Consider the following 19220-nt stretch of genomic DNA (forward strand, 5'->3'; position numbering starts at 1 on the left):
GAGCAGGCGGGTTTCATGGCGGGTGGGAGTTTGGGAAGGTAGGTGTCGTTCGGGGGCCTCACCCCCTGACCCCCGGTTCGCTTGAAGCGCGAAGCCTTCAGAGAGGGGGCACCGGGAGTCAGTTAAAAGTGAAGAGTTAAAAGGCAGACGGGCAGTTTAACTTTTAACTCTCAACTTTTAACTTCCGTCAGGCTCCCCCTCTCCGCGGGAGAGGGGGCCGGGGGGTGAGGTTTCGTCGGGGGTGTCAGGCGGCTACGCCGAGCAGCTCGCGGACTTTTTCCATGAGCTGGCGGGTGCTGAAGGGCTTGGTAACGTAGAGGTCGGCGCCGGCTTGGTAGCCGCGCTGGGCGTCGGCGTCGCGGCTCTTGGCGGAGAGGAAGATGACCTTGGTGTTGGCCCGGTCGGGGCGCTGGCGCAGCTGCTCGCATACCTGGTAGCCGTCCACGTCGGGCATCATCACGTCGAGCAGCACCAGGTCGTAGTCGGTCTGGGCGATGGCGGCCAGGGCCTCGGTGCCGTTGCGGGCAATGCCCACGTGGTAGCCGTTCTTGCGCATGAGAAATTCCAGCGACATGACAATATTGGGCTCGTCATCAACAATAAGGATATGGGGCGTTTTCATGAACAGGTAGAATAGTGGTTAGTGATTAACGGTTAGTGATTAGTGGGCAATGGTTGGTATCGTCAGTTGCTAGTAGTTGATGGGGAATTATTGAACATCAGCAGTCAGTCAACTGACCACTAACTACTGACCACTAATCACTGCCAACCAGCTCGGGTACTTCGGCCACCGGCAGCTCCACGTAGAAGGTGGCGCCCTGGCCGGGCTGGCTTTCCACCCAAAGGCGGCCCTGGTGCAGCTCCACTATTTTCTTGGTGATGGCCAGACCCAGGCCGGTACCCTCGGGCTTGCGGGTGGTCTGGTGGTGGGCCTGGAAAAACTTGTCGAAGATGTGGAGCTGGTCGTCGGGGGCAATGCCCTTGCCGTTGTCGGCGATGGTGATGACCAGGTGGTGCGGCACCGGGGCGATGCCGGCAAGGGCGGGCCCGGCGCCCGAGGCCACGGCCCACGCGGCGCCCACGCGGATGCGGCCGGTGCCGTCGGCCCGGCAGGCCTTGACGGCGTTGGAGAGCAGGTTGACCAGCACCTGCATCAGCCGGTCGCGGTCGGCGGGCAGGGCGGCCAGGCCGGGGGCCACGGCCAGGTCGAGGGCAATGTGCTTGTCGCGCAGGAGCTGGCCCACGGCCTCCACGGCTTCGCCGAGCAGCGCGGGCACGGGCACGGGCGCGCGCTCCAGGGTGGCCTGGCCCGACTCAAACTTTTCCAAATCCAGCACCAGCGAAATGAGGCGGGTGAGGCGTTCGGCCTCGCGGCTGATGGTGAGCTCGAAGCGCTGGCGCTCGGGCTCTTCCAGGTCGGGGTTGTCGGCCAGGATTTCGGCCAGGGCGCGGATGCTGGTCAGCGGGGTGCGCAGCTCGTGGGTGACGGTGTAGAGGAACTCGTCCTTGCGCTGGTCGAGGGCCTGGAGCTGGTCGTAGGCCGCGCGCAGCTCGTCGGTGAGGCGCTGGAGCTGGCGGCTCTGTTTCTGGAGCTGGCGGTTGGCTTCGAGCAGCTGCTGGCTCTCGCGCAGGATGCCCACCACGTTGTCGTAGCTGATGTGCTCGGCGCCCGCCACCGAGGCCACCAACATGCGGGCCGAGGCCGGGCCCAGGCTGCCGGCCAGCAGCTTTTCGGCGTAGGTGAGCAGGCGCGGGTCGGCCGAAACGAAGTGGTGGGGCACCGAGGCGGGCAAGGCGTTTTCGGGCGGCAGCGCGTCCGGGAAGCGGGTGGCAAACGTGCGCAGGGCCTGGTTGGTGCGCTTCTTGCCCAGGAAGCCCAGCAGCAGGGCCCGCACGTCGGGGTACGGGGTGCGGCCCTGCCAGCCGGCCACTTCCTCGCCCAGGCTGCGGCGGCTGAACACGTCCACGAACACGTCGGCCTGGCGCAGCTCCAGGGCCGTGGGCGGCACGGCCAACGACACGCCCACGTAGAGGCCAATGTTGAAGAGCCAGCTCCAGAACAGGCCGTGCGAGAGGTAGTCGAGCCCGTCGAGGCCAAACAGCGCGAACGGGCGCAGACCCGCGATGCCGCACACGCCGGCGGTCAGGATGGACTCGGGCAGGCGGCCCGGCCCCACCAGCGTGGGCAGCACCAGGGTAAAGAACCACACGGCAAACCCCGCCAACAGGCCCGTGGTGGCCCCGCGGCGGGTGCCGCCCTTCCAGTAGAGCCCGCCCAGCACGGCCGGCACGAACTGCGCCACCGCCGCAAACGACACCAGGCCGGTGTTGACGAGCGGGAGCTGCTTGCCCACCACGGCGTAGTAGCCGTAGGCCAGCAGCAGCACCAGCACCACGGCCAGGCGGCGGCTTTCGAGGGCCACGCGGCCCAGGTAGGCAAACCAGCGGGTTTGCAGGGGGGGCTGGGCCGCCGGCACCCGCACCAGCAGGGGCATGAGCAGGTGGTTGCTCATCATCACGCTCAGGGCAATGGTTTCGACGATAATCATGCTGCTGGCCGCCGACACCCCGCCCAGGTAGGTGAACAGCGCCAGGCCCGACTGCCCCGCCGCCAGCGGCAGGGCCAGCACGAAGGTGTCGGCGTCGATGCCCGTGCCACCGAGCCGCAGCACGCCGCCGAACGCGACGGGCAGCACGAAGAGGTTGATAACGACGAGGTAGAGCGGAAACAGCCACATGGCCTTGCGCAGGTGGTTTTCGTCCACGTTCTCGACCACGGCCACCTGAAACTGCCGGGGCAGCAGCAGCACCGCCGACATGCTCAGGACCAGCAGCGTGAACCACTCCGCACCCCCCGTGCCGCTGCCGCGCAGCGTGAACAGCTGCCGCAGGGCCGGCACCGCCGCCGCCTGGTCGAACACGTCGGCCAGGCCATCGAACAGGCCGTAGGTAACAAATATGCCCAGCGCCAGAAACGCCACCAGCTTGAGCAGGCTTTCCACGGCCACGGCCAGCACGATGCCCTCGTGCCGCTCGGTGGCCTCCACCGAGCGCACGCCGAAGAGAATGGTGAACACGGCCAGCGCGCCGGTGGTGTAGAGGGCCGTGGTGGCGGCCGGCCCGCCCGCGCCGGCCCCGCTGCCGGTCATGGTAACGAAGGAGGCGGCGATGGCCTTAATCTGCAGGGCGATGTAGGGCACAATGCCCAGCACGCACACCGCCGTTACCAGCGCCCCGAGCGAGGCGCTTTTGCCGTAACGGGCTGAGATGAAGTCGGCGATGGAGGTGAGGCGCTGCTGGCGGCACACCCGGATGATTTTGCGCAGCACCAGCCACCACAGCGGGGCCAGCAGCGTGGGGCCGAGGTAGATGCTCACAAACTCCAGCCCGTAGTGCGCGGCCCGGCCCACGCTGCCATAATACGTCCAGGCCGTGCAGTACACGGCCATGCTCAGGGCGTAGACGTAAGGGTTGCTCACCAAGCTTTTGCGGGCCGCCGAGCGCCGTTCCGCCGCGTAGGCCACGCCGAAGAGCAGGGCCAGGTAGCCGAAGGAAAAAGCAACGACAAGCAGCTTGGACATTTATTTCAATTGACAGTGAGCAGTGAGCAATGAGCAATGAGCAATGAGCAAAAGGAACGTCATGCTGAGCTTGCCGAAGCATCTCGCGTGGGGTAGTAATTCAATCGTTCAATAAGGCGAGCGAGATGTCTCGGCAAGCTCGACATGACGTTCTGTTTATCTTATCCGCTTTCCATTCCTCATTCTTCATTCCTAATTGATTTCCTCGCCAGGTAGCCAGTGAAAGCCACCAGCGCTACCCACACGAGCAGCACGTAGAGGTAAAGAATGGGTACGCCGCCCACGCGCCCGTCGTGGTCGAAGACGGCCAGCAGCGGGAAATTGAGCAGCACGCCGAACAGCACGGACAGAAACAAGAGGCGCTGGCCGCGGCGCGGTTCGGCCTGGTCGGGGCGGGGCGGCATGGGTGGTTCCGGGTCAGGGGGCATAAACGGGCGCCGCGCGGTGCGTGCAGCAGCCCTCCAATTTAACGAAAAAGCCGCCGGCCCAGCGGACCAACGGCTTTTCAGGACCGAAAGGGCCCCGCGCGGACCGGCTACGCCTTTGCCGAGGGCTGGTCGTCCATGAGCTTCACGTTGCGCACGTCCTTCATCAGCGCCGAGCCAATGAAGAAGCAGAGTAACGCGATGACGACGGGGTAAGCCAGCCCCATGAAGCTGCTGTACTCCTTGGAGAACGTGCCCGCCGGCTGCGCCGCGGCCCACACCGTGAGCGAAGTCGCAATGAACGGCACGAACCCGCCGAACACGCCGTTGCCGATGTGGTAAGGCAGCGAGAGCGAAGTGTAGCGCACCTTGGTCGGGAACAACTCCACCAAGTACGCCGCAATCGGGCCGTAAGCCATGGTGACGAACAGCACCAGGCAGAACACCAGCGCAATCATGGGCAGGAGTTGCGGCGAGGCCGACTGCATCACGGCGGGCACGGCGGCCACCGCCGCGCCGGCGGCGTCCACCGTGGCCGGGATGGCGGCCGTTTTCTCGGTTAGCGGGCCGGCGAAGGCCTTGATGCCATAGAAGATGGGCACCGTGAACAAGGCCCCGCACAGCAGCCCGGCCATGATGATTTTTTTGCGCCCGATGCGGTCCGACAGGCTACCGAAGTACACGAAGAACGGCGTGGCCAGCAGCAGGGCCGTGCACAGCACGATGGCCGCGTCCACGATGCTCATTTTCAGCGTGGAAAGCATGAAGGAGTAGGCGTAGAACTGCCCGGTGTACCAGACCACGCCCTGGCCCATGGTGGCGCCGAACAGCGCAATCAGCACCAGGCGGCGGTTCACCGGGTTCACGAAGGATTCGCGCAGCGGGTTGGTACTGGTTTTGCCCTCGGCTTTGGCCTTGGCAAACAGCGGCGACTCGGCCAGCTTGCGGCGGATGTAGTAGGAAGCCACAATCAGGAAGCCGGAGAGCAGGAACGGAATGCGCCAGCCCCACTCTTTGAAGGCATCTTCCCCAAGAATTTTGCGGGTGGCCAAAATGACCAGGACCGACATGAACAGGCCGGCCGTGGCCGTAATTTGGATGAAGCTGGTGTAATAACCCCGCTTGTTATCGGGCGCATATTCGGCCACGTAAGTCGTGGCCCCGCCGTATTCGCCGCCCAGGGCCAGCCCTTGCAGCAGCCGCAACACCACCACAATGGCCGGCGCCGCCAGTCCAATTTTATCATAGCCTGGAATCAGGCCCGTGACGAAGGTGGCGCCGCCCATGATGAGCAGCGTGAGCAGGAAAGTGTATTTCCGCCCAATCAGGTCGCCGATGCGCCCGAAGAACAGGGCGCCGAACGGCCGCACCACGAAACCCGCTCCGAATACGGCCAGGGCCCCGAGCAGGGTGTCCTCAATCTTGCCCTTCGACCCAAAGAGCACCGGACCGATGATGGTGGCCAGGGAGCCGAAAATGTAGAAGTCGTACCACTCGATGACCGTGCCCACGGACGAGGCGGTAATCACCTGCCAGATTTTGCCGGTCGGGGTCGAGTTGTTGTCGTGCGCGACGGCGGTGTCGACCGGAGCGCCGTACGCGGTGGGAATGCGCTGTTCCATGAGATGGGAATGTGGGGTTTAGCGAATAAGGGAACTGCGGCCTAGAGGAACACCTGCGTTTGCAGCGTGATTTCGGGGCGGTACTTGATATCGGAGGGCGCCGTGACCGAGGCGGGCGTGCCGGAGGGCAGCGAGAAGTCGGGCCGGGCGCGGCAGTTGAGGGTGAACTTGGCGTTGTGCCCGTCGAGGTAGAAATTGGCGCCCAGGTCGGTGATGTTCACGCCGCGCTTCTCGCCGCTGGCGTCGCGCAGGCCCTCGTAGCTGGCCAGCTGGTGCGACACGTAGGGCTGCACCCGCACTTTGGGGCCGAGCAGGCTTTTGGGCAGCAGGAAACCGGTTTCGACGAAGCCCACCTGCCCGGTACCGGACTGCGGCACGGCGTTGCCGCGGCGGGGGTCCACGCCGTAGCCGGGGTTGGAGGCGCCGATGAAGCGCACGTGGTTGGGGCCGAAGTCGTAGTTGTAGTACACCCCGTAGAAGGTGAAGGCCGTACCGGTTTCCTTATTTACGGGCGTGTCGAAGAAGGCGTCGAGCGACCACAGGCCGATGTCGTGCGCCTGGACGCCGTAAGCGGCGTTGCTGTACGCGGGAATGCCCCCCGCAGTGGCCGCCGCAATGCCCGTCGCATCAAGCACGCTTTCGGTGCCGCGCGACGCCATGCCGTCCGGGTTGTAGAAGAAACCGCCGCCGAAGTTGAGCACCCGCTTGGTGCCCAGGTAAGTGCCCACGTTGAAGGGCAGCAGGTTCGATTCCAGGTCGAACAGCTCGTAGCTCACGTAGCCCTGGTAGATATGCTTGGTTCCTTGCGGGTGGTACTCCGCCCGGTTGTTGCCTTGGTTGGTGGCCGCCGGGCCCGTACCGGTGGTGGCGCCCAGCCCCACGGGGGTGCTGAAGAGGCCGGCTTGGTTGAAGAGGAACGACTCGTTCACGCTCAGCGCGTAGTCGAGCTTGCCCACCCGGCCCTTGGCGTAGGCCCCGATGCCGCGGGCAAACTGGTCGATGGCCTCGATAACCGGCCAGTTGGTCAGCGGCGCGTCCATCGTCAGGAAGTTCAGGGTGCTGCTGCGCGTGAGGCGCGAGAGGCCGTTCTGGTAGTGCATGCCGGCGCCCAGGCTTACGTAGTTGTTCAACTTATATTCCACCACGGCTTCGTGGATGAACAGCTGGGGCTTTTTGCCGTCCACGGCCGGGGTCACCCCGCCGCTCACGGCCGTCTGGTTGTTGATGCCGATGTGCGTGTAAATCAGAAACCGCGGGTTGAGCTGGGCCAGCATAATCAGGCGCGACCGGCGCAGGGCGAAGTCGAACTGGTCGGTCTGCAGCTTGCCCGGCGCGCGGAGAGTGTTGGAGTTATTCTCCGTGTAGCGCGACCACACCTGGCTCCAGACCAGGAAGCGCAGGTACTTCGAGCCGTCGGGCGAAATGTTCACCTTCATGCCGGCGCCGTAGGGCACGCTCTCGGTGGGCGTGGGGGTAGCGGCGCTGCCGGCAGCCGGCGCCACGGGCGTGGAGGGAGTTGGCGCGGCCGACGGCACCGGGTTCGTACTGGCCGGGGCCGGCGCGGCGGGCTCGGTCGCCGGAGCTGGAGTGGTGGGCGGCGGTGGCGGCGGCGTTACTTGCCCAAAGGAGGCACCGGCACCGGTTAGCAGCAGGCCGCTCAGGGCCAAGGCGTAGCGGGGAATTCGCATAAGCGGGAAGGAGGTTGGTGAAGGAGAAACGGCGGCCACCAGACCCGGGTCTGGACTGGCTTTGTGGCGGCTAAGTAGCACTGCCCGCCCCCGCTTTGCTACCCCGGCCCTATACTTTCGCTAAACGCTATAGCTTCGCCCCTGCCCCCGCCGCGCCTACCCGGCCCGAAACCGCTCCCAGCGTATCACCATAAACTTGTCGCCCAGCTCCGTTACCACCATGCCCGCGCCTTTGAGGTTGCCGGGCACCTGAAAAAAAGCCGCCAGCTCGCTCTGGTTGAAAATCTTGTACGTCGGGTGGTAGTCGGTCTGGCGCGGGGCGCGGACGCCGTATTTTTTCACCCAGTTCATCACGCTCACGTGGCTCACGCCGAGCAGGCGCTCGATTTCGCGGTAGCTCACGCCCTCAATGTAGAGTTGCAGGGCCTTGATGACGTAGTAGCTGTCAACCTCCCGGCCTACCTTGGCCACGGTATAGTGGTAGCCACAGTTCCGGCACTTAAACCGCTGCCGGTTGCCCACTACGCCACTTTTCGTGGCTTCCGGCGACTCGCATTTGGGGCACTTGGGCGCAGTCATGGCACGGAAACGTTTGCGGAAACGACGGCAAGCTACAGTTATTCAGCAAACATATACCTGTTTAGCGAATATTCAGTCCCTCATAAATCGGTTGGCCCGGGCAGGACCGCAGCCAGCAGCGCTTCCACGGCCAGCCCGAGGCGCCGCATGTCGAGCCGGGCCAGGCCGTCGGTGGGCTGGTGGTAGCTGGGGTTGCGGTAGAAGGCGGTGTCGGTCAGCAGCACGGCGGAGTAGCCGAAATGCCAGTAGTTGAGGTGGTCGGAAAAGTCGATGCCCGGCAGCCAGGCCGGGGCCTTGAACTGCTTCACCGGCAAGCGGGCCCCGCGCCGGTAGCGCCGCGCAAACTGCCGGCCGAAGCGGCCGTTGCCGAATTTCTGGGCCACGGTCACGTAGTTGCCCCGGCTGCCGTAGATGAACTTCAGCGGGCCGAACGGGTAGCGCTGGGAGCCGCGCCGGTCGTCGAAGTAGCCCAGCATTTCCAGGGCCACCATGCCGCGCACCGGCACGCCCGCCGCCCGCAGAGCCGCCGCGTGCACGTAGCTGCCCATGTTGGGCGTCCGAAAGAACGGCGGCTCTTCCAGCGTATAGGCCACCAAGTCGATGCGGTACGGCAGCGCCGGCTGCTGCCCCAGCAGCCGGGCCAGCTCCAGCAGGGCGGCCACGCCCGTGCCGTTGTCGTCGGCCCCCGGCTGCTCGCCGCACACGTCATAATGCGCCCCCACCACCAGGCGCGGCCCCACCGCCGGGCCAAACGAGCCGATGACGTTGCGGTAGGTGTGCTCGCCCACGGCGTAGGGTTGCTCCGCTACTTCCCGGGCGCCCGCTGCTTGCAACTGGCGCCGGAGGTACCCGGCCACCGAGTCGAGCACCGCCGGGTGCTGGTAGTTGCGCGGCTGCGCCGTGGTGGTGAGGTACTGCAGGTGCCGACGCAGCCGGGCCGTGTCGGCCAGCGGCCTCGGGCGTCCTGCCGCTGGAACCTGGGCAACGGCAACCGAACCGGTCAGCAAAAACAGAAACAAGAGCGCGCGCATGCGGCCAAAGCTAGCAGACGTCCCCGCAATACCGCCGTACGAAGCTAATTTTCGGGCGGGCGCTTAGCTTTGGCCACTGGGGCCGACACTCAGCGGCCGCGCCGTTTTCCATGCCCCCCACCCCTGCTTCGTTTCACTCGCTCACGCCCGCCGACCTCACGCCCGCCCAGTGGCACCCGTTTCTGGTGGGGGCCGTGGCGCCGCGGCCGGTGGCCTTCGCCAGCACCGTCGACGCCGCGGGCCGGGTGAACCTGAGCCCGTACAGCTTTTTCAACGCCTTCAGCTCCAACCCGCCCATTCTCGTGTTTTCGCCGGCCAACCGGGTGCGCGACAACTCCCAGAAGCACACTTTGCAGAACGTGCGCGAGGTGCCCGAGGTCGTCATCAACATCTGCGATTTCGCCCTCGTGGAGCAAATGTCCCTGGCCAGCACCGAGTACGCCCAGGGCACGAACGAATTCCTCAAAGCCGGGCTCACCGAGCTGCCCTCGGAACTGGTGCGGCCGCCGCGCGTAGCCGAGGCGCCGGCCGCCTTCGAGTGCGTGGTGGAGCAAGTGGTGGAACTGGGCCGGAACAACGGGGCCGGCAACCTGGTCATTTGCCGGGTGGTGCGCGCCCATTTTCGCACCGACATCCTACTGCCCAACGCCGCCGGCATCGACCCGTTTAAGCTCGACGCCGTGGCCCGCCTGGGCGGCGACTGGTACTGCCGGGCCAGCGGCGCCAGCCTCTTCGAGGTATCCAAGCCCAACCGCGTCCTGGGCATCGGCATCGACCAGCTTCCCGCCCATATCCGCACCTCCGACGTTCTCACCGGCAACAACCTGGGCCGCCTGGCCAACATCGAAGAATCGGCTCTGCCCGCAGCCGAGCAGGTGGAAGCATTTCGCCGGCACCCGCTGGTGAGCGCCGTACTACAGCAGCACCGCGACCAGCCCAGTGAACAGCAGCGCCAGTTGACCCTACTGGGCAAAAAGATGCTGGAAGAAGGCCAGTTGCTGGATGCCTGGAAAGTCTTGTTGCTGGCCGGCAACGAGTGAGCCACAGCCTGAATTGCGGGCACCCATCGGCGCGGGCAAGCCCTGCCCCGGAACGGCCCGTTTACCGTCGCAGCATTAACTCGGCGAAACCAATTAATGGGGTAGGACGAAAAAGTTGCTGCGAGAACCGCGGCCTGTGGATTACGAATATTCTATCCTAAAATTATTTCTTGTTAAAAGTTGCCCGTTTTAAATCCGAAGTCCGCATCAGTCCGTAGTCTGTAAGGGCAGTTGGGTTACTACTTCGGACTGCTCCAATAAATCTTATCTGTCTGGTTGTCGGCTAATTTCACTGGTAGCCGCTCCAACTTAACACCGCCGCGGGACAGCTTATCCGCGGGACCGATAGCCAGGCCAGACCGCCGCAGCCTGTTCTGCCACCCGGCCGCTTCGCTTGCCAGGTGGACGCAGCTGCGTTGAAGATACTCGGCTGGCCATCGCCGCAACCCAAGCACCCAAGTGCGTCGTAACAGTTGCAGTGAAGCAGTTGCTGAACAATTAGTTTTAGTTTGCTTAGGCTCGGGTGACGGCCCCGTTTCTCCATCCCCATTCTTCAACCTCCTGCCCCATGAAAAAGCATACCCTCGTAAGTGCGTTGTGCAGCACGGCCCTGCTCGTGGTGATTTCGGCCGCCGTGGCCCTGGCCCAGCCCGGTACCGGCGGCCCCGGCCCAGACCCCGTTCCGCCCGTCGACCCCAACGCCGTGCCCATTGACGGCGGCGCTTCCTTGCTGCTGGCCAGCGGCGTGGCCCTGGGCCTGAAAAAGCTGCGGGACCGTCGCAAGGCCCAGGCGCGATAAAGTCGAGGCTACTCTAAAACAGCGAAGGTTTGCAGTGATTCCGCGTCCGCGCCTCAGTTGCGCACGGCAATCAGCAGCCCCAGCTCTTTATAGCGCAGGTTAAATTTCTTGGCAATCATGGCGTTGGTCAGCGAGCCGCGGTAGAGATACACGCCGCTGCGGAAGTGCTCGTTGGTGAACAGCACCTCGTTGATGCCACCTTGCTTGCTGATTTCTTGGAGAATGGGGGTGAAAATGTTGCTGAGCGCGTTGGTGGCCGTGCGGGGCACGCGGGAGGCGATGTTGGGCACGCAGTAGTGCACCACGTCGTACTTGCGGAAAACGGGCTTGTTGTGGCTGGTCATCTCGCTGGTTTCGAAGCAGCCACCCTGGTCGATGCTCACGTCGATGATGACCGAGCCCGGGGCCATGCTGGCCACCATTTCTTCGGGCACCATGAAGGGAATCCGGCCGTCCTCGACTGCCAGGGCGCCGATGACCACGTCGGCCCGGCGGATTTGCTGGCTCAGCGCAAACGTGTCCAGCGTGCTGGTGTAGAGCTGCATGCCCAGGTTGTGCTTGAGGCGGCGCAGCTTGTAGAGGTGGTTGTCGAACACCTTCACCTCGGCGCCCAGGCCGGTGGCGGCGCGGGCGGCGTACTCGGCCACCGTGCCGGCCCCGAGTATCACCACCTGCGACGGCGGCACGCCCGTGATGCCGCCCAAAATGATGCCCTTGCCCTCGTTGGAGCGGGCCAGGTACTCGGCGGCAATGAGCATCACCGTGGAGCCGGCAATCTCGCTCATGGCGCGCACCACGGGTCGGGCCCCGCTGGGGTCCTTCATCAGCTCGAAGCCGATGGCGTTGATTTTTTTGCGGGCCAGCGCGGCGATGTACTCCTGGGTCATGGAGCCCATCTGCAGGGCCGAAATCAGGGTTTGGTTGGCGTGCAGCAGCTCAATTTCTTCGAGCGTGGGCGGGGCCACCTTCAGCAGCACGTCGGCCTTGAACACCTCTTCGGTGGAGTAGGCAATCTGGGCGCCGGCTTCCGAGTAGGCGTGGTCGGCGTACTTGCTGGGCTCGCCAGCCCCGGCTTCCATCACCACTTCGTGGCCTTCGGTGACGAGGTGCTGCACGGCTTCGGGGGTGAGGCCGAGGCGGTTTTCCTGGAGTGACGTTTCGCGGGGCAGGCCGATGAAAAGCTTCCGCTTGCGCGTGTCCACGGCCAGCATGGATTCCTGCGTGAAATAAGCGCGGCTGGTGGCCAGGGACTCAAAACCGGAAGGTAGCTGTTCGGCCATAAGGTGATGGAATTAATAATTAGAAATTAAGAATTAAGAATTAGCGTGAATGCTGCTTCCCAATTAGTATTCCATCATTTTTAATTCTTAATTTATAATTTTTAATTGAATCTCGCGAGCCCCGCCGCCCAGCACGTTCAGGCGAACCTCAAGCCGGGGCACGGGCAATAAAGCAGCCACGCGGGCGGGCCATTCCACTAAACAAAGATACCCGGAATCGAGGTACTCGGCGGCGCCCATGCGCTCGGCTTCCTCAACGGAATCAATGCGGTAGAAGTCAAAATGGTACACGGGCTGGCCGCGGCCGTCGCGGTATTCATTGACCAGGGCGAAGGTGGGGCTGCTCACGTCGTCGGCCACGGCCAAGGCCGTCGCCAGCGCCCGGATGAGGGTGGTTTTGCCCGCCCCCATCTCGCCCTCAAACGCCACCACATTGCACCCGGCGGCCGCAATCGCCGCTTGCAGTTGCTGGGCGGCAGCGGCCAAATCGGCCAGCGCAGGAACGGAAATGGCGGAGACAAGCACGAGGGCAAAATTACCAAGTGCCGCCCACAAGCAAGTGGTTTTTTTTTGGATTATCCGCAGCCATTCAGCACCTTTATGCTTCGCCGCAGCGGACAACACGGTCAATCGAAAGCAAGTGACGCTTTTGCATGGCTTGCTTGGCGCTGCGGCGGCCGCCCGCTTTCCGGTGCGCGTGCCGCCTTTCGCCTTCTCCCCATTCTCTGCCGCCATGCCCTATTTTGCCCCCGCCCGGCTTGCCCGCGTTCCCCTTGATGCCGTGCGGTGGCTGCTGCTGTGCCTCACGCTAACGGCTCCGCTCGGCGCCCGGGCCCAGGCCCGCACTGCCGTGCGCGGCACGGTGACCACCCCAACCAGCGGAGCCGTCGAGTTTGCTACTGTGACCCTGCACCGAGCCGCCGATTCGGTGGTGGTGAAAACCGAATTCAGCAGCCCGCAGGGAGCTTTCCGGTTGGAAGCAGCGGCCGGACGCTACCGCGTTTCGGTGGCGCAGGTGGGCTTCGAACGGTATTGGAGCCCGGCATTCGACCTGGCGCTGGCGGCGGAGATGGACTTGCCGGCCATTGCGCTGGTGGCCAGCCAAGCCACGGCGCTGAAAGAGGTGACCGTGACGGCCCGCAAGCCCCTGTTTGAGCGCCAGGCGGACCGCACCGTGGTGAACGTGGCCGACAGCCCGCTCACGGCCGGGGCCACGGCGCTCGACGTGCTCGGCCGCTCGCCGGGGGTGACCGTGGGCGCGGGCGACAACCTGGCCCTACGGGGCCGCCAAGGATTGCTCGTGGTCATCGACGGCAAGCGCGTGCCCCTCACGGGCCCCGAGCTGGCCGACTACCTGCGCGCCCTGCCCGCCGAGCAGCTCCAGAGCATTGAGCTCATTACCAATCCGCCGGCCCAGTACGATGCCCAGGGCGGGGCCGGGGTCATTGCCATCAATCTCAAAAAAGACCAGAGCCTGGGCACCAACGGCAGCGCCAACGCCAGCTACGGCCGCGGCGAGTACGGCAAGTTTACGGGCGGTTTTTCGCTGAACCACCGCCTCAAAAAAATCAACGCGTACGGCACCTACGCCTACACCGACCGCCGGAACTTCACGCAGCTGACTTTCGACCGGCGGTACCTGGCAACCGCGCTGCTGCCGGCCGCCAGCAGCGCGGCCGCCACCCGGCAAGTGTCGGACCTGCGCTCCCACACCGGCAAGGCGGGGCTCGATGTGGCGCTCTCCAAGCGCACGCTGCTCGGGGCCGCGGTGAGCGGCCTGGCCAGCCAGACGGACCTCACCAACACCAACAACACCCAGCTGCGGGGACCCGTCGGGGAGCCCACCGCCCGCTTTAATTCCACGGCAGCCCAGGACCTGCGCCGGCCCAGCGGCAGCGCCAACCTGAACCTGCGCCACGCCTTTGCCGACTCGGCCACGGCCCGCACCCTCACCGCCGACGCCGACTTCGCCCGCTACACCACCACCCGCCTGCAGGACCTGCTCACGCACTACGAGGAACCCACTTCGGACGCCACCTTGCTCCGCGGCGACCAACGCAGCACGCTCACCATTCAGGCGGTTAAAGTTGATTTCAGCCAGCCCCTGCCCCGCCGCGCGCGCCTGGAGGCCGGCGCCAAAGTGACGCGGATAAGCTCCGACAACCGCGTGCAGTTCGAGAACATTGCCAACGGCGTGAGAGTCCCGATGCCGGCCATCTCCAGCAATTTTCGCTACGACGAAAACGTTAACGCCGCCTACGTCAACCTGCGCAGAACGGCCCCCAAAACCACCTTTCAGGCCGGGCTGCGCGCCGAGCAGACCAACACCCAAGCCGACCCGGAAGGCGACACACTGCGCGAGCGTCACTACGTGCAGCTGTTTCCCAGCGCCTCCGTTCAGCGCACCCTCAGCGAGCGGCATGCCCTGGCCCTGTCGGTGGCCCGGCGCATCGACCGCCCCAGCTACGGGCAGGTCAACCCGCTGCGCAATTATTTCGACGCCACCTCGTACCGCTCGGGCAACCCCAACCTGGTGGCGCAAACCAGCTACAACTTCGAAGTGGCCCATACCTACCGCCAAAAATTCAGCACCGCCCTGGCCTACGCCGTTACGAACCAGCCTTTTGTGAACGTGGTGCAGCCCTCGCCCGACGGGGGCCGCCTGGTGGTGAACCGCGACGTGAACCTGACCACCGAACACTACTACGCCCTCACCCTCACCGCCCCGCTGGAGCTTACCAAGTGGTGGACGCTCTACGCCAACGGAGTGTTTTACTACGCGCAATTTGTGGGCCGGTTGGCCGGCACGGCCCTGAACCGCGGCCAATTGGCTTGCAACCTGACGGCGAACAACAGCTTCACCCTGCCCCACGGCTGGTCGGCGGATGTGAATGGCGGGTACGAGTCGCGGGAAGTGTTTGGTTTTGAGGCCGTCGGGCAGCGCGGGCAGGTGTCGACGGGCGTGCAAAAGAGCTGCATGGGGAAACAGGGCACGTTGCGGCTCAGCGCCGCCGACATTTTTTACACCACGCCCGTCCGCTCCACTTCCGCCTACGTCAATTTTACGGAGACTTTCCGGCGGCGCCAAGACACCCGGGTGGTGACGGCGGCCTTCACCTACCGCTTTGGCAACGGCAAAGTAGCCGCCGCCCGCAAGCGCACGGCCGGCGCCGAGGAGGAGCTGCGCCGCGCCGCCGGCCAGTAGCCCCGGCACCAGCGGCCACCGAAGCAGTCGCAACCCGTTTTATCCGCGGCTAATCGCGTGGAATGGTTCTTCAACCTTTGCCGGCTGCGTTGGAGCGGTTTCCCAGTTGATGCATCCGGCGTAGCGACGCATCTTTACCTCGCTACAAAAACACGCATCCGGGCTACTTTGAAACCGCTTTGGATAATCAGCAGTTGGCCGCCGCGCGGCGCCGGCAGGGCAAAAACCGAAAATTGCCGCGCCGATTGGGGACCCCTCGTTCGGCCGCGTTGAAATATCTTCGTGAGCCGGTCCGGCGTTTTATTTCTTCGTTACTCCCACATGCAAGTATCCCACATGGCCGCGGGCCTGAGCGGCTCCGAAATCATTCGAATCGGCAACCAAGTGAGCGAGCAGGTGCGCCAGGGCGCCCGTATCTGCAACCTGACCATTGGCGACTTTGACCCCCGGATATTTCCCATCCCGGCCGGCCTGAACGCCGGCATCACCGAGGCCTACCGGGCGGGGCACACCAACTACCCGCCTGCGGCCGGCATGGCCGAGCTGCGCCAAGCCGTTGCGGCTTTCCTGCAAACGCGCCAGGACCTGGAGTACGGCCCGAACGACTTGCTGATTGCCGGCGGCTCGCGCCCGCTCATCTACGCCGCCTACCGCGCCGTGGTCGACCCCGGCGACCGGGTAGTATTTCCGCTCCCCAGCTGGAACAACAACCACTACTGCCACCTCACCGGCGCCGTGCCCGTGGCCGTGCCCGCCCGCGCCGACAACAATTTTATGCCCACCGCCACCGACCTGGCCCCGCACCTGGCGGGCGCCACCCTGCTGGCCCTGTGCTCGCCCCTGAACCCCACCGGCACGGTGTTCACCAAAGCCGGCCTGGAGGAAATCTGCGACCTGGTGCTGGCCGAAAATCAGCGCCGCGGCCCCGAGGAGAAGCCACTCTACGTCCTGTACGACCAGATTTACTGGCTGCTCACCTTCGGCGACACCGAGCACCACGACCCGGTGAGCCTGCGCCCCGAGCTGCGCCCCTACGTCATTTACATCGACGGCATCTCCAAGTGCTTCGCCGCCACCGGCGTGCGCGTGGGCTACAGCTTCGGCCCGCCCGCCATCATCGAGAAGATGAAATCCATCCTGGGCCACGTCGGCGCCTGGGCACCCAAAGCGGAACAGGTCGCCACCGCCCACTTCCTGGCGGAGCCGGGCGCCGTGGATGAATTTATTGCCGACATGAAAACCGGTTTGCAAGCTTCGCTGCAAGGCTTATTCCAGGGCCTGAAGGAATTGCAAACCCAGGGCTACCCCGTGGATGCCGTGGCCCCGGCCGGCGCCATCTACCTCACCATTAAAATTGACGTGCTGGGCCGCACCGCGCCCGATGGCGCCGTGCTGACGACCACTGCCGAACTCACGTCCTACCTTATTGCCGAGGCCAAGCTGGCGCTGGTGCCGTTCAGCGCCTTTGGCACCCCCGCGTCGGAGCCGTGGTTCCGGGCTTCGGTGGGGGCCGAAACGCTGGCGTCGATTCAGGCGGCGCTGCCGCGGTTGCGGGCGGCGCTGGATAAATTGGTGTAGCAGGTGCGGTGCGTAGCGGCTTACGCTGAGCCGTTCACCATCATGTCGTACCAAGTGGCTTGGGTGAGGTTAATTTTCACATTGAAAAAGCAGTTGCCCCCGTCGTCTACGTCAACCACTTCCTTGCGCCAGTAGCTTTCGCTGCCCTCGCAGAAGCAATTAACCCAAACCTGCTTCTCCCCTCTGGCATCGGTTACCGCAATCAACTGCCGCTTGTAGGCAGGCAGGGAAATAAAGTACCGCTCTTTCTTAAAAGGGATTTCGGGGTGCGCTCCCATCATGTCCCGAAATTCTTTTTCCTGCGCTTCGTTGTGCTCTGCCACGCACTTCTCCAGCAACGTGTTGACCGTGTTTAATTCGGGTTCGGAAAGGCCAGCGGGCTTCGCACCGTTGAATAAATAGTCTGGTTTTTTGTTAAAAGGCAGAATAACGAAGGTGTTTGCATCAAGCTGCTCTGAGCCTCTAACAGCACGTGGTTTGCTTGGGGTTTTGACTTGGCTCGGCGGTTCTCCACGGCCGCAGGCAAACGTGGCCAGCACCAGAATTAACCGGGCACCAACTTTAGCTATTTCAACGAGAATTGACATGGCATCACAGCTTAGTAAAAAAGGCAGGTGCTAAGATAGCACCTGCCTTTTCCTTAAGTATAAGACTTTAGCTTACACGCCCTTTGCCGTGAGCGTCACATAGGGAATGATGCACTCCTCCAGCGAAATACCGCCGTGCTGGAACGTGTCCTTGTAGTAGTTCACGTAGTAATTATAATTGTTGGGGTAGGCGAAGAAGTAGTCCCCAATCGTGAACACGTACGCCGTGCTCACGTTTTCGCGCGGCAGGAAAATGCTCTCCGGCTTGCGCACCACGTACACGTCGCGCGAGTCCTCGAAGCCCAGGTTTTTGCCGTGCTTGTAGCGCAGGTTGGTGTTGGTGTTGCGGTCGCCCACAATCTTGTAGGGCCGCTTGCAGCGGATCGTGCCGTGGTCGGTGGTGATGATGAGCTTACCTTTTTTCTCGGCAATCTGCTGCATCATTTCGTACAGCGGCGAGTGCAAAAACCACGAGCGGGTAATGCTGCGGTAGGCCGACTCGTCGGCCGCCAGCTCGCGAATCATGGCCATGTCGGTGCGGGCGTGCGAGAGCATGTCGACGAAATTGTACACGATGACGTTGCACTTGAAATTGTTATGCAGGTTGCTCATCTTGCCCAGCAGGTCTTTGCCGGCCTGCAGGTTCGTCACCTTGTGGTAGGAGTGCTTCACCTTCTGGTTGTTCTTCTGGAAGTTGATTTCCATGAACTCGGCCTCGTGCAGATTCTTGCCCTCGTCGTCGTCGTCGGTTACCCACAGGTTGGGGTATTTCTTCTGAATTTCCGACGGCATCATGCCCGAGAAGATGGCGTTGCGGGCGTAGGCCGTGGTGGTGGGCAGGATGGCGTAGTACATCTCCTCGCTGTCCACGGTGAACATTTCGGTGATGATGGGTTCGAGCACCTTCCACTGGTCGTAGCGCAGGTTGTCAATCAGCACGAAGTACACGGGCGTGTCGCCGGTAGCCTTCAGCGTGGGGAACACCCGCTCCTTAAACAACTGGTGCGACATGAGCGGCGCGTCCTTGTCGCTGCCGTCCACCCAGTCCTCGTAGCTCTCGGTGATGAAACGGCCGAAATAGGTGTTGGCCTCGTCCTTCTGCATGTTGAAAACCTCGGCCATGCTCTTGCCCTCGGTTTCGTTGATTTCCAGCTCCCAATACACCAGCTTCTTGTACACCTCGGCCCACTCGCTGGGCGAGAGGCGGTCGGAAAGCTGCATGCCGAGCTGGCGAAAATCGCGCTGGTAGCCGGAGTTGGTGGCCTCGCTCACGAGGCGCTTGTTGTCGAGCACCTTTTTCACCGAGAGCAGAATCTGGCTCGGGTTGACCGGCTTGATGAGGTAATCGGCAATTTTGGCGCCGATGGCCGACTCCATGATGTGCTCCTCTTCGCTCTTGGTTATCATCACCACGGGCACCGTGGGCCGAATGGCCTTGATTTCGGTGAGGGTTTGCAGCCCCGTCAGGCCGGGCATGTTCTCGTCGAGGAACACCAGGTCGTAGCTCTTATCCTGGATTTCCTCAATGGCGTCGGCGCCGCTGTTAACGGGCGTCACGTCGTAGCCTTTCTCCTTAAGGAACAGCAAGTGGGGCTTGAGCAGGTCGATTTCATCATCGGCCCAAAGAATGGTGGTTTGTTGCATAGTGGGGGCTTGGGGGCTTGGGTACTTCGGGGCTTGGTTGATGGGGTAACGCCCGTAGTACCTCGTGAATTGTCGCGGCCGGCCAAACGGCGGGCCGTAGCTTCGTACTCTTCATTGACGGGTGCGGGCCGCAAATGTTGCCTGCTCCACGTATCCTGCTC

General features: G+C 63.7%; 15 protein-coding genes. 4 read left to right on the plus strand and 11 right to left on the minus strand.

The genetic code is table 11. From position 1 onward, the window contains the following. Window positions 1-244: 244 nt before the first annotated feature. The 7 genes from RMO51_RS16025 to RMO51_RS16055 form a co-directional block, all read right to left on the minus strand. Window positions 245-622, minus strand: coding sequence for a response regulator (locus RMO51_RS16025; RefSeq protein WP_310396292.1), 378 nt, complete (start codon window positions 620-622; stop codon window positions 245-247). 133 nt (window positions 623-755) lie between these two features. Further along, window positions 756-3581, minus strand: a complete 2826-nt coding sequence (locus RMO51_RS16030; RefSeq protein ID WP_310396294.1) for a sensor histidine kinase — start codon at window positions 3579-3581, stop codon at window positions 756-758. 179 nt (window positions 3582-3760) lie between these two features. Continuing rightward, window positions 3761-3985 (minus strand): hypothetical protein, encoded by a 225-nt coding sequence (locus RMO51_RS16035; protein WP_310396296.1) that lies wholly within the window; start codon window positions 3983-3985, stop codon window positions 3761-3763. Between the two features lie 131 nt (window positions 3986-4116). Then, the gene (locus tag RMO51_RS16040; protein ID WP_310396298.1) at window positions 4117-5628 is read right to left on the minus strand and encodes an MFS transporter; all 1512 of its coding nucleotides are present in this window, start codon (window positions 5626-5628) and stop codon (window positions 4117-4119) included. Between the two features lie 41 nt (window positions 5629-5669). Next, complete coding sequence (locus tag RMO51_RS16045; RefSeq protein ID WP_310396300.1) at window positions 5670-7316, minus strand: hypothetical protein; 1647 nt, start codon at window positions 7314-7316, stop codon at window positions 5670-5672. Window positions 7317-7472: 156 nt separating this feature from the next. Next, window positions 7473-7787, minus strand: coding sequence for a helix-turn-helix domain-containing protein (locus tag RMO51_RS16050; protein ID WP_310396302.1), 315 nt, complete (start codon window positions 7785-7787; stop codon window positions 7473-7475). A 188-nt stretch (window positions 7788-7975) separates the two neighbouring features. After that, window positions 7976-8926: a M28 family peptidase gene (locus RMO51_RS16055; RefSeq protein ID WP_310396304.1), complete on the minus strand. Its 951-nt coding sequence runs from the start codon at window positions 8924-8926 to the stop codon at window positions 7976-7978. 110 nt (window positions 8927-9036) lie between these two features. Between RMO51_RS16055 and RMO51_RS16060 the strand changes: the two genes are divergently transcribed. After that, on the plus strand, window positions 9037-9966 hold the full coding sequence (locus tag RMO51_RS16060; protein WP_310396306.1) for a flavin reductase family protein: 930 nt from the start codon (window positions 9037-9039) through the stop codon (window positions 9964-9966). Window positions 9967-10534: 568 nt separating this feature from the next. After that, window positions 10535-10765, plus strand: coding sequence for a PID-CTERM protein-sorting domain-containing protein (locus RMO51_RS16065; RefSeq protein WP_310396308.1), 231 nt, complete (start codon window positions 10535-10537; stop codon window positions 10763-10765). A gap of 53 nt (window positions 10766-10818) precedes the next feature. Here the strand turns inward: RMO51_RS16065 and RMO51_RS16070 are convergent, their stop codons facing one another. Together RMO51_RS16070 and tsaE are read right to left on the minus strand one after the other, a co-directional pair. Continuing rightward, a complete protein-coding gene (locus RMO51_RS16070; protein WP_310396309.1) occupies window positions 10819-12045 on the minus strand; it encodes an alanine dehydrogenase in 1227 nt (408 codons plus the stop codon). Between the two features lie 87 nt (window positions 12046-12132). After that, window positions 12133-12570, minus strand: a complete 438-nt coding sequence (gene tsaE, locus RMO51_RS16075) for a tRNA (adenosine(37)-N6)-threonylcarbamoyltransferase complex ATPase subunit type 1 TsaE (protein WP_310396310.1) — start codon at window positions 12568-12570, stop codon at window positions 12133-12135. Window positions 12571-12778: 208 nt separating this feature from the next. On the opposite strand from tsaE, the gene RMO51_RS16080 reads away from it, so the two are divergent. Together RMO51_RS16080 and RMO51_RS16085 are read left to right on the plus strand one after the other, a co-directional pair. Further along, window positions 12779-15250 carry an outer membrane beta-barrel protein gene (locus tag RMO51_RS16080; protein WP_310396311.1) on the plus strand — a complete coding sequence of 824 codons (2472 nt, stop codon included), beginning with the start codon at window positions 12779-12781 and terminating at the stop codon, window positions 15248-15250. A gap of 321 nt (window positions 15251-15571) precedes the next feature. After that, window positions 15572-16828 carry an aminotransferase class I/II-fold pyridoxal phosphate-dependent enzyme gene (locus tag RMO51_RS16085; protein ID WP_310396313.1) on the plus strand — a complete coding sequence of 419 codons (1257 nt, stop codon included), beginning with the start codon at window positions 15572-15574 and terminating at the stop codon, window positions 16826-16828. 20 nt (window positions 16829-16848) lie between these two features. On the opposite strand, the gene RMO51_RS16090 is transcribed toward RMO51_RS16085, so the two are convergent. Further along, entirely contained in the window at window positions 16849-17415 is a 567-nt protein-coding gene (locus tag RMO51_RS16090) for a hypothetical protein (RefSeq protein ID WP_310396314.1), read from the minus strand. Between the two features lie 72 nt (window positions 17416-17487). After that, complete coding sequence (locus RMO51_RS16095) at window positions 17488-19059, minus strand: PglZ domain-containing protein (RefSeq protein WP_310396315.1); 1572 nt, start codon at window positions 19057-19059, stop codon at window positions 17488-17490. Between the last annotated feature and the right edge of the window lie 161 nt (window positions 19060-19220).

This window comes from Hymenobacter sp., from assembly GCF_031398885.1.
GTDB lineage: Bacteria > Bacteroidota > Bacteroidia > Cytophagales > Hymenobacteraceae > Hymenobacter.

Bases quoted from the DNA above. Each gene is read 5' to 3' on its own strand.
- RMO51_RS16090 (WP_310396314.1), bottom strand. From the start codon at position 17,415: ATGTCAATTCTCGTTGAAATAGCTAAAGTTGGTGCCCGGTTAATTCTG.
- RMO51_RS16030 (WP_310396294.1), bottom strand. From the start codon at position 3,581: ATGTCCAAGCTGCTTGTCGTTGCTTTTTCCTTCGGCTACCTGGCCCTG.
- RMO51_RS16095 (WP_310396315.1), bottom strand. From the start codon at position 19,059: ATGCAACAAACCACCATTCTTTGGGCCGATGATGAAATCGACCTGCTC.
- RMO51_RS16040 (WP_310396298.1), bottom strand. From the start codon at position 5,628: ATGGAACAGCGCATTCCCACCGCGTACGGCGCTCCGGTCGACACCGCC.
- RMO51_RS16080 (WP_310396311.1), top strand. From the start codon at position 12,779: ATGCCCTATTTTGCCCCCGCCCGGCTTGCCCGCGTTCCCCTTGATGCC.
- RMO51_RS16025 (WP_310396292.1), bottom strand. From the start codon at position 622: ATGAAAACGCCCCATATCCTTATTGTTGATGACGAGCCCAATATTGTC.
- RMO51_RS16055 (WP_310396304.1), bottom strand. From the start codon at position 8,926: ATGCGCGCGCTCTTGTTTCTGTTTTTGCTGACCGGTTCGGTTGCCGTT.
- RMO51_RS16065 (WP_310396308.1), top strand. From the start codon at position 10,535: ATGAAAAAGCATACCCTCGTAAGTGCGTTGTGCAGCACGGCCCTGCTC.
- RMO51_RS16070 (WP_310396309.1), bottom strand. From the start codon at position 12,045: ATGGCCGAACAGCTACCTTCCGGTTTTGAGTCCCTGGCCACCAGCCGC.
- RMO51_RS16085 (WP_310396313.1), top strand. From the start codon at position 15,572: ATGCAAGTATCCCACATGGCCGCGGGCCTGAGCGGCTCCGAAATCATT.
- RMO51_RS16060 (WP_310396306.1), top strand. From the start codon at position 9,037: ATGCCCCCCACCCCTGCTTCGTTTCACTCGCTCACGCCCGCCGACCTC.
- RMO51_RS16045 (WP_310396300.1), bottom strand. From the start codon at position 7,316: ATGCGAATTCCCCGCTACGCCTTGGCCCTGAGCGGCCTGCTGCTAACC.
- RMO51_RS16035 (WP_310396296.1), bottom strand. From the start codon at position 3,985: ATGCCGCCCCGCCCCGACCAGGCCGAACCGCGCCGCGGCCAGCGCCTC.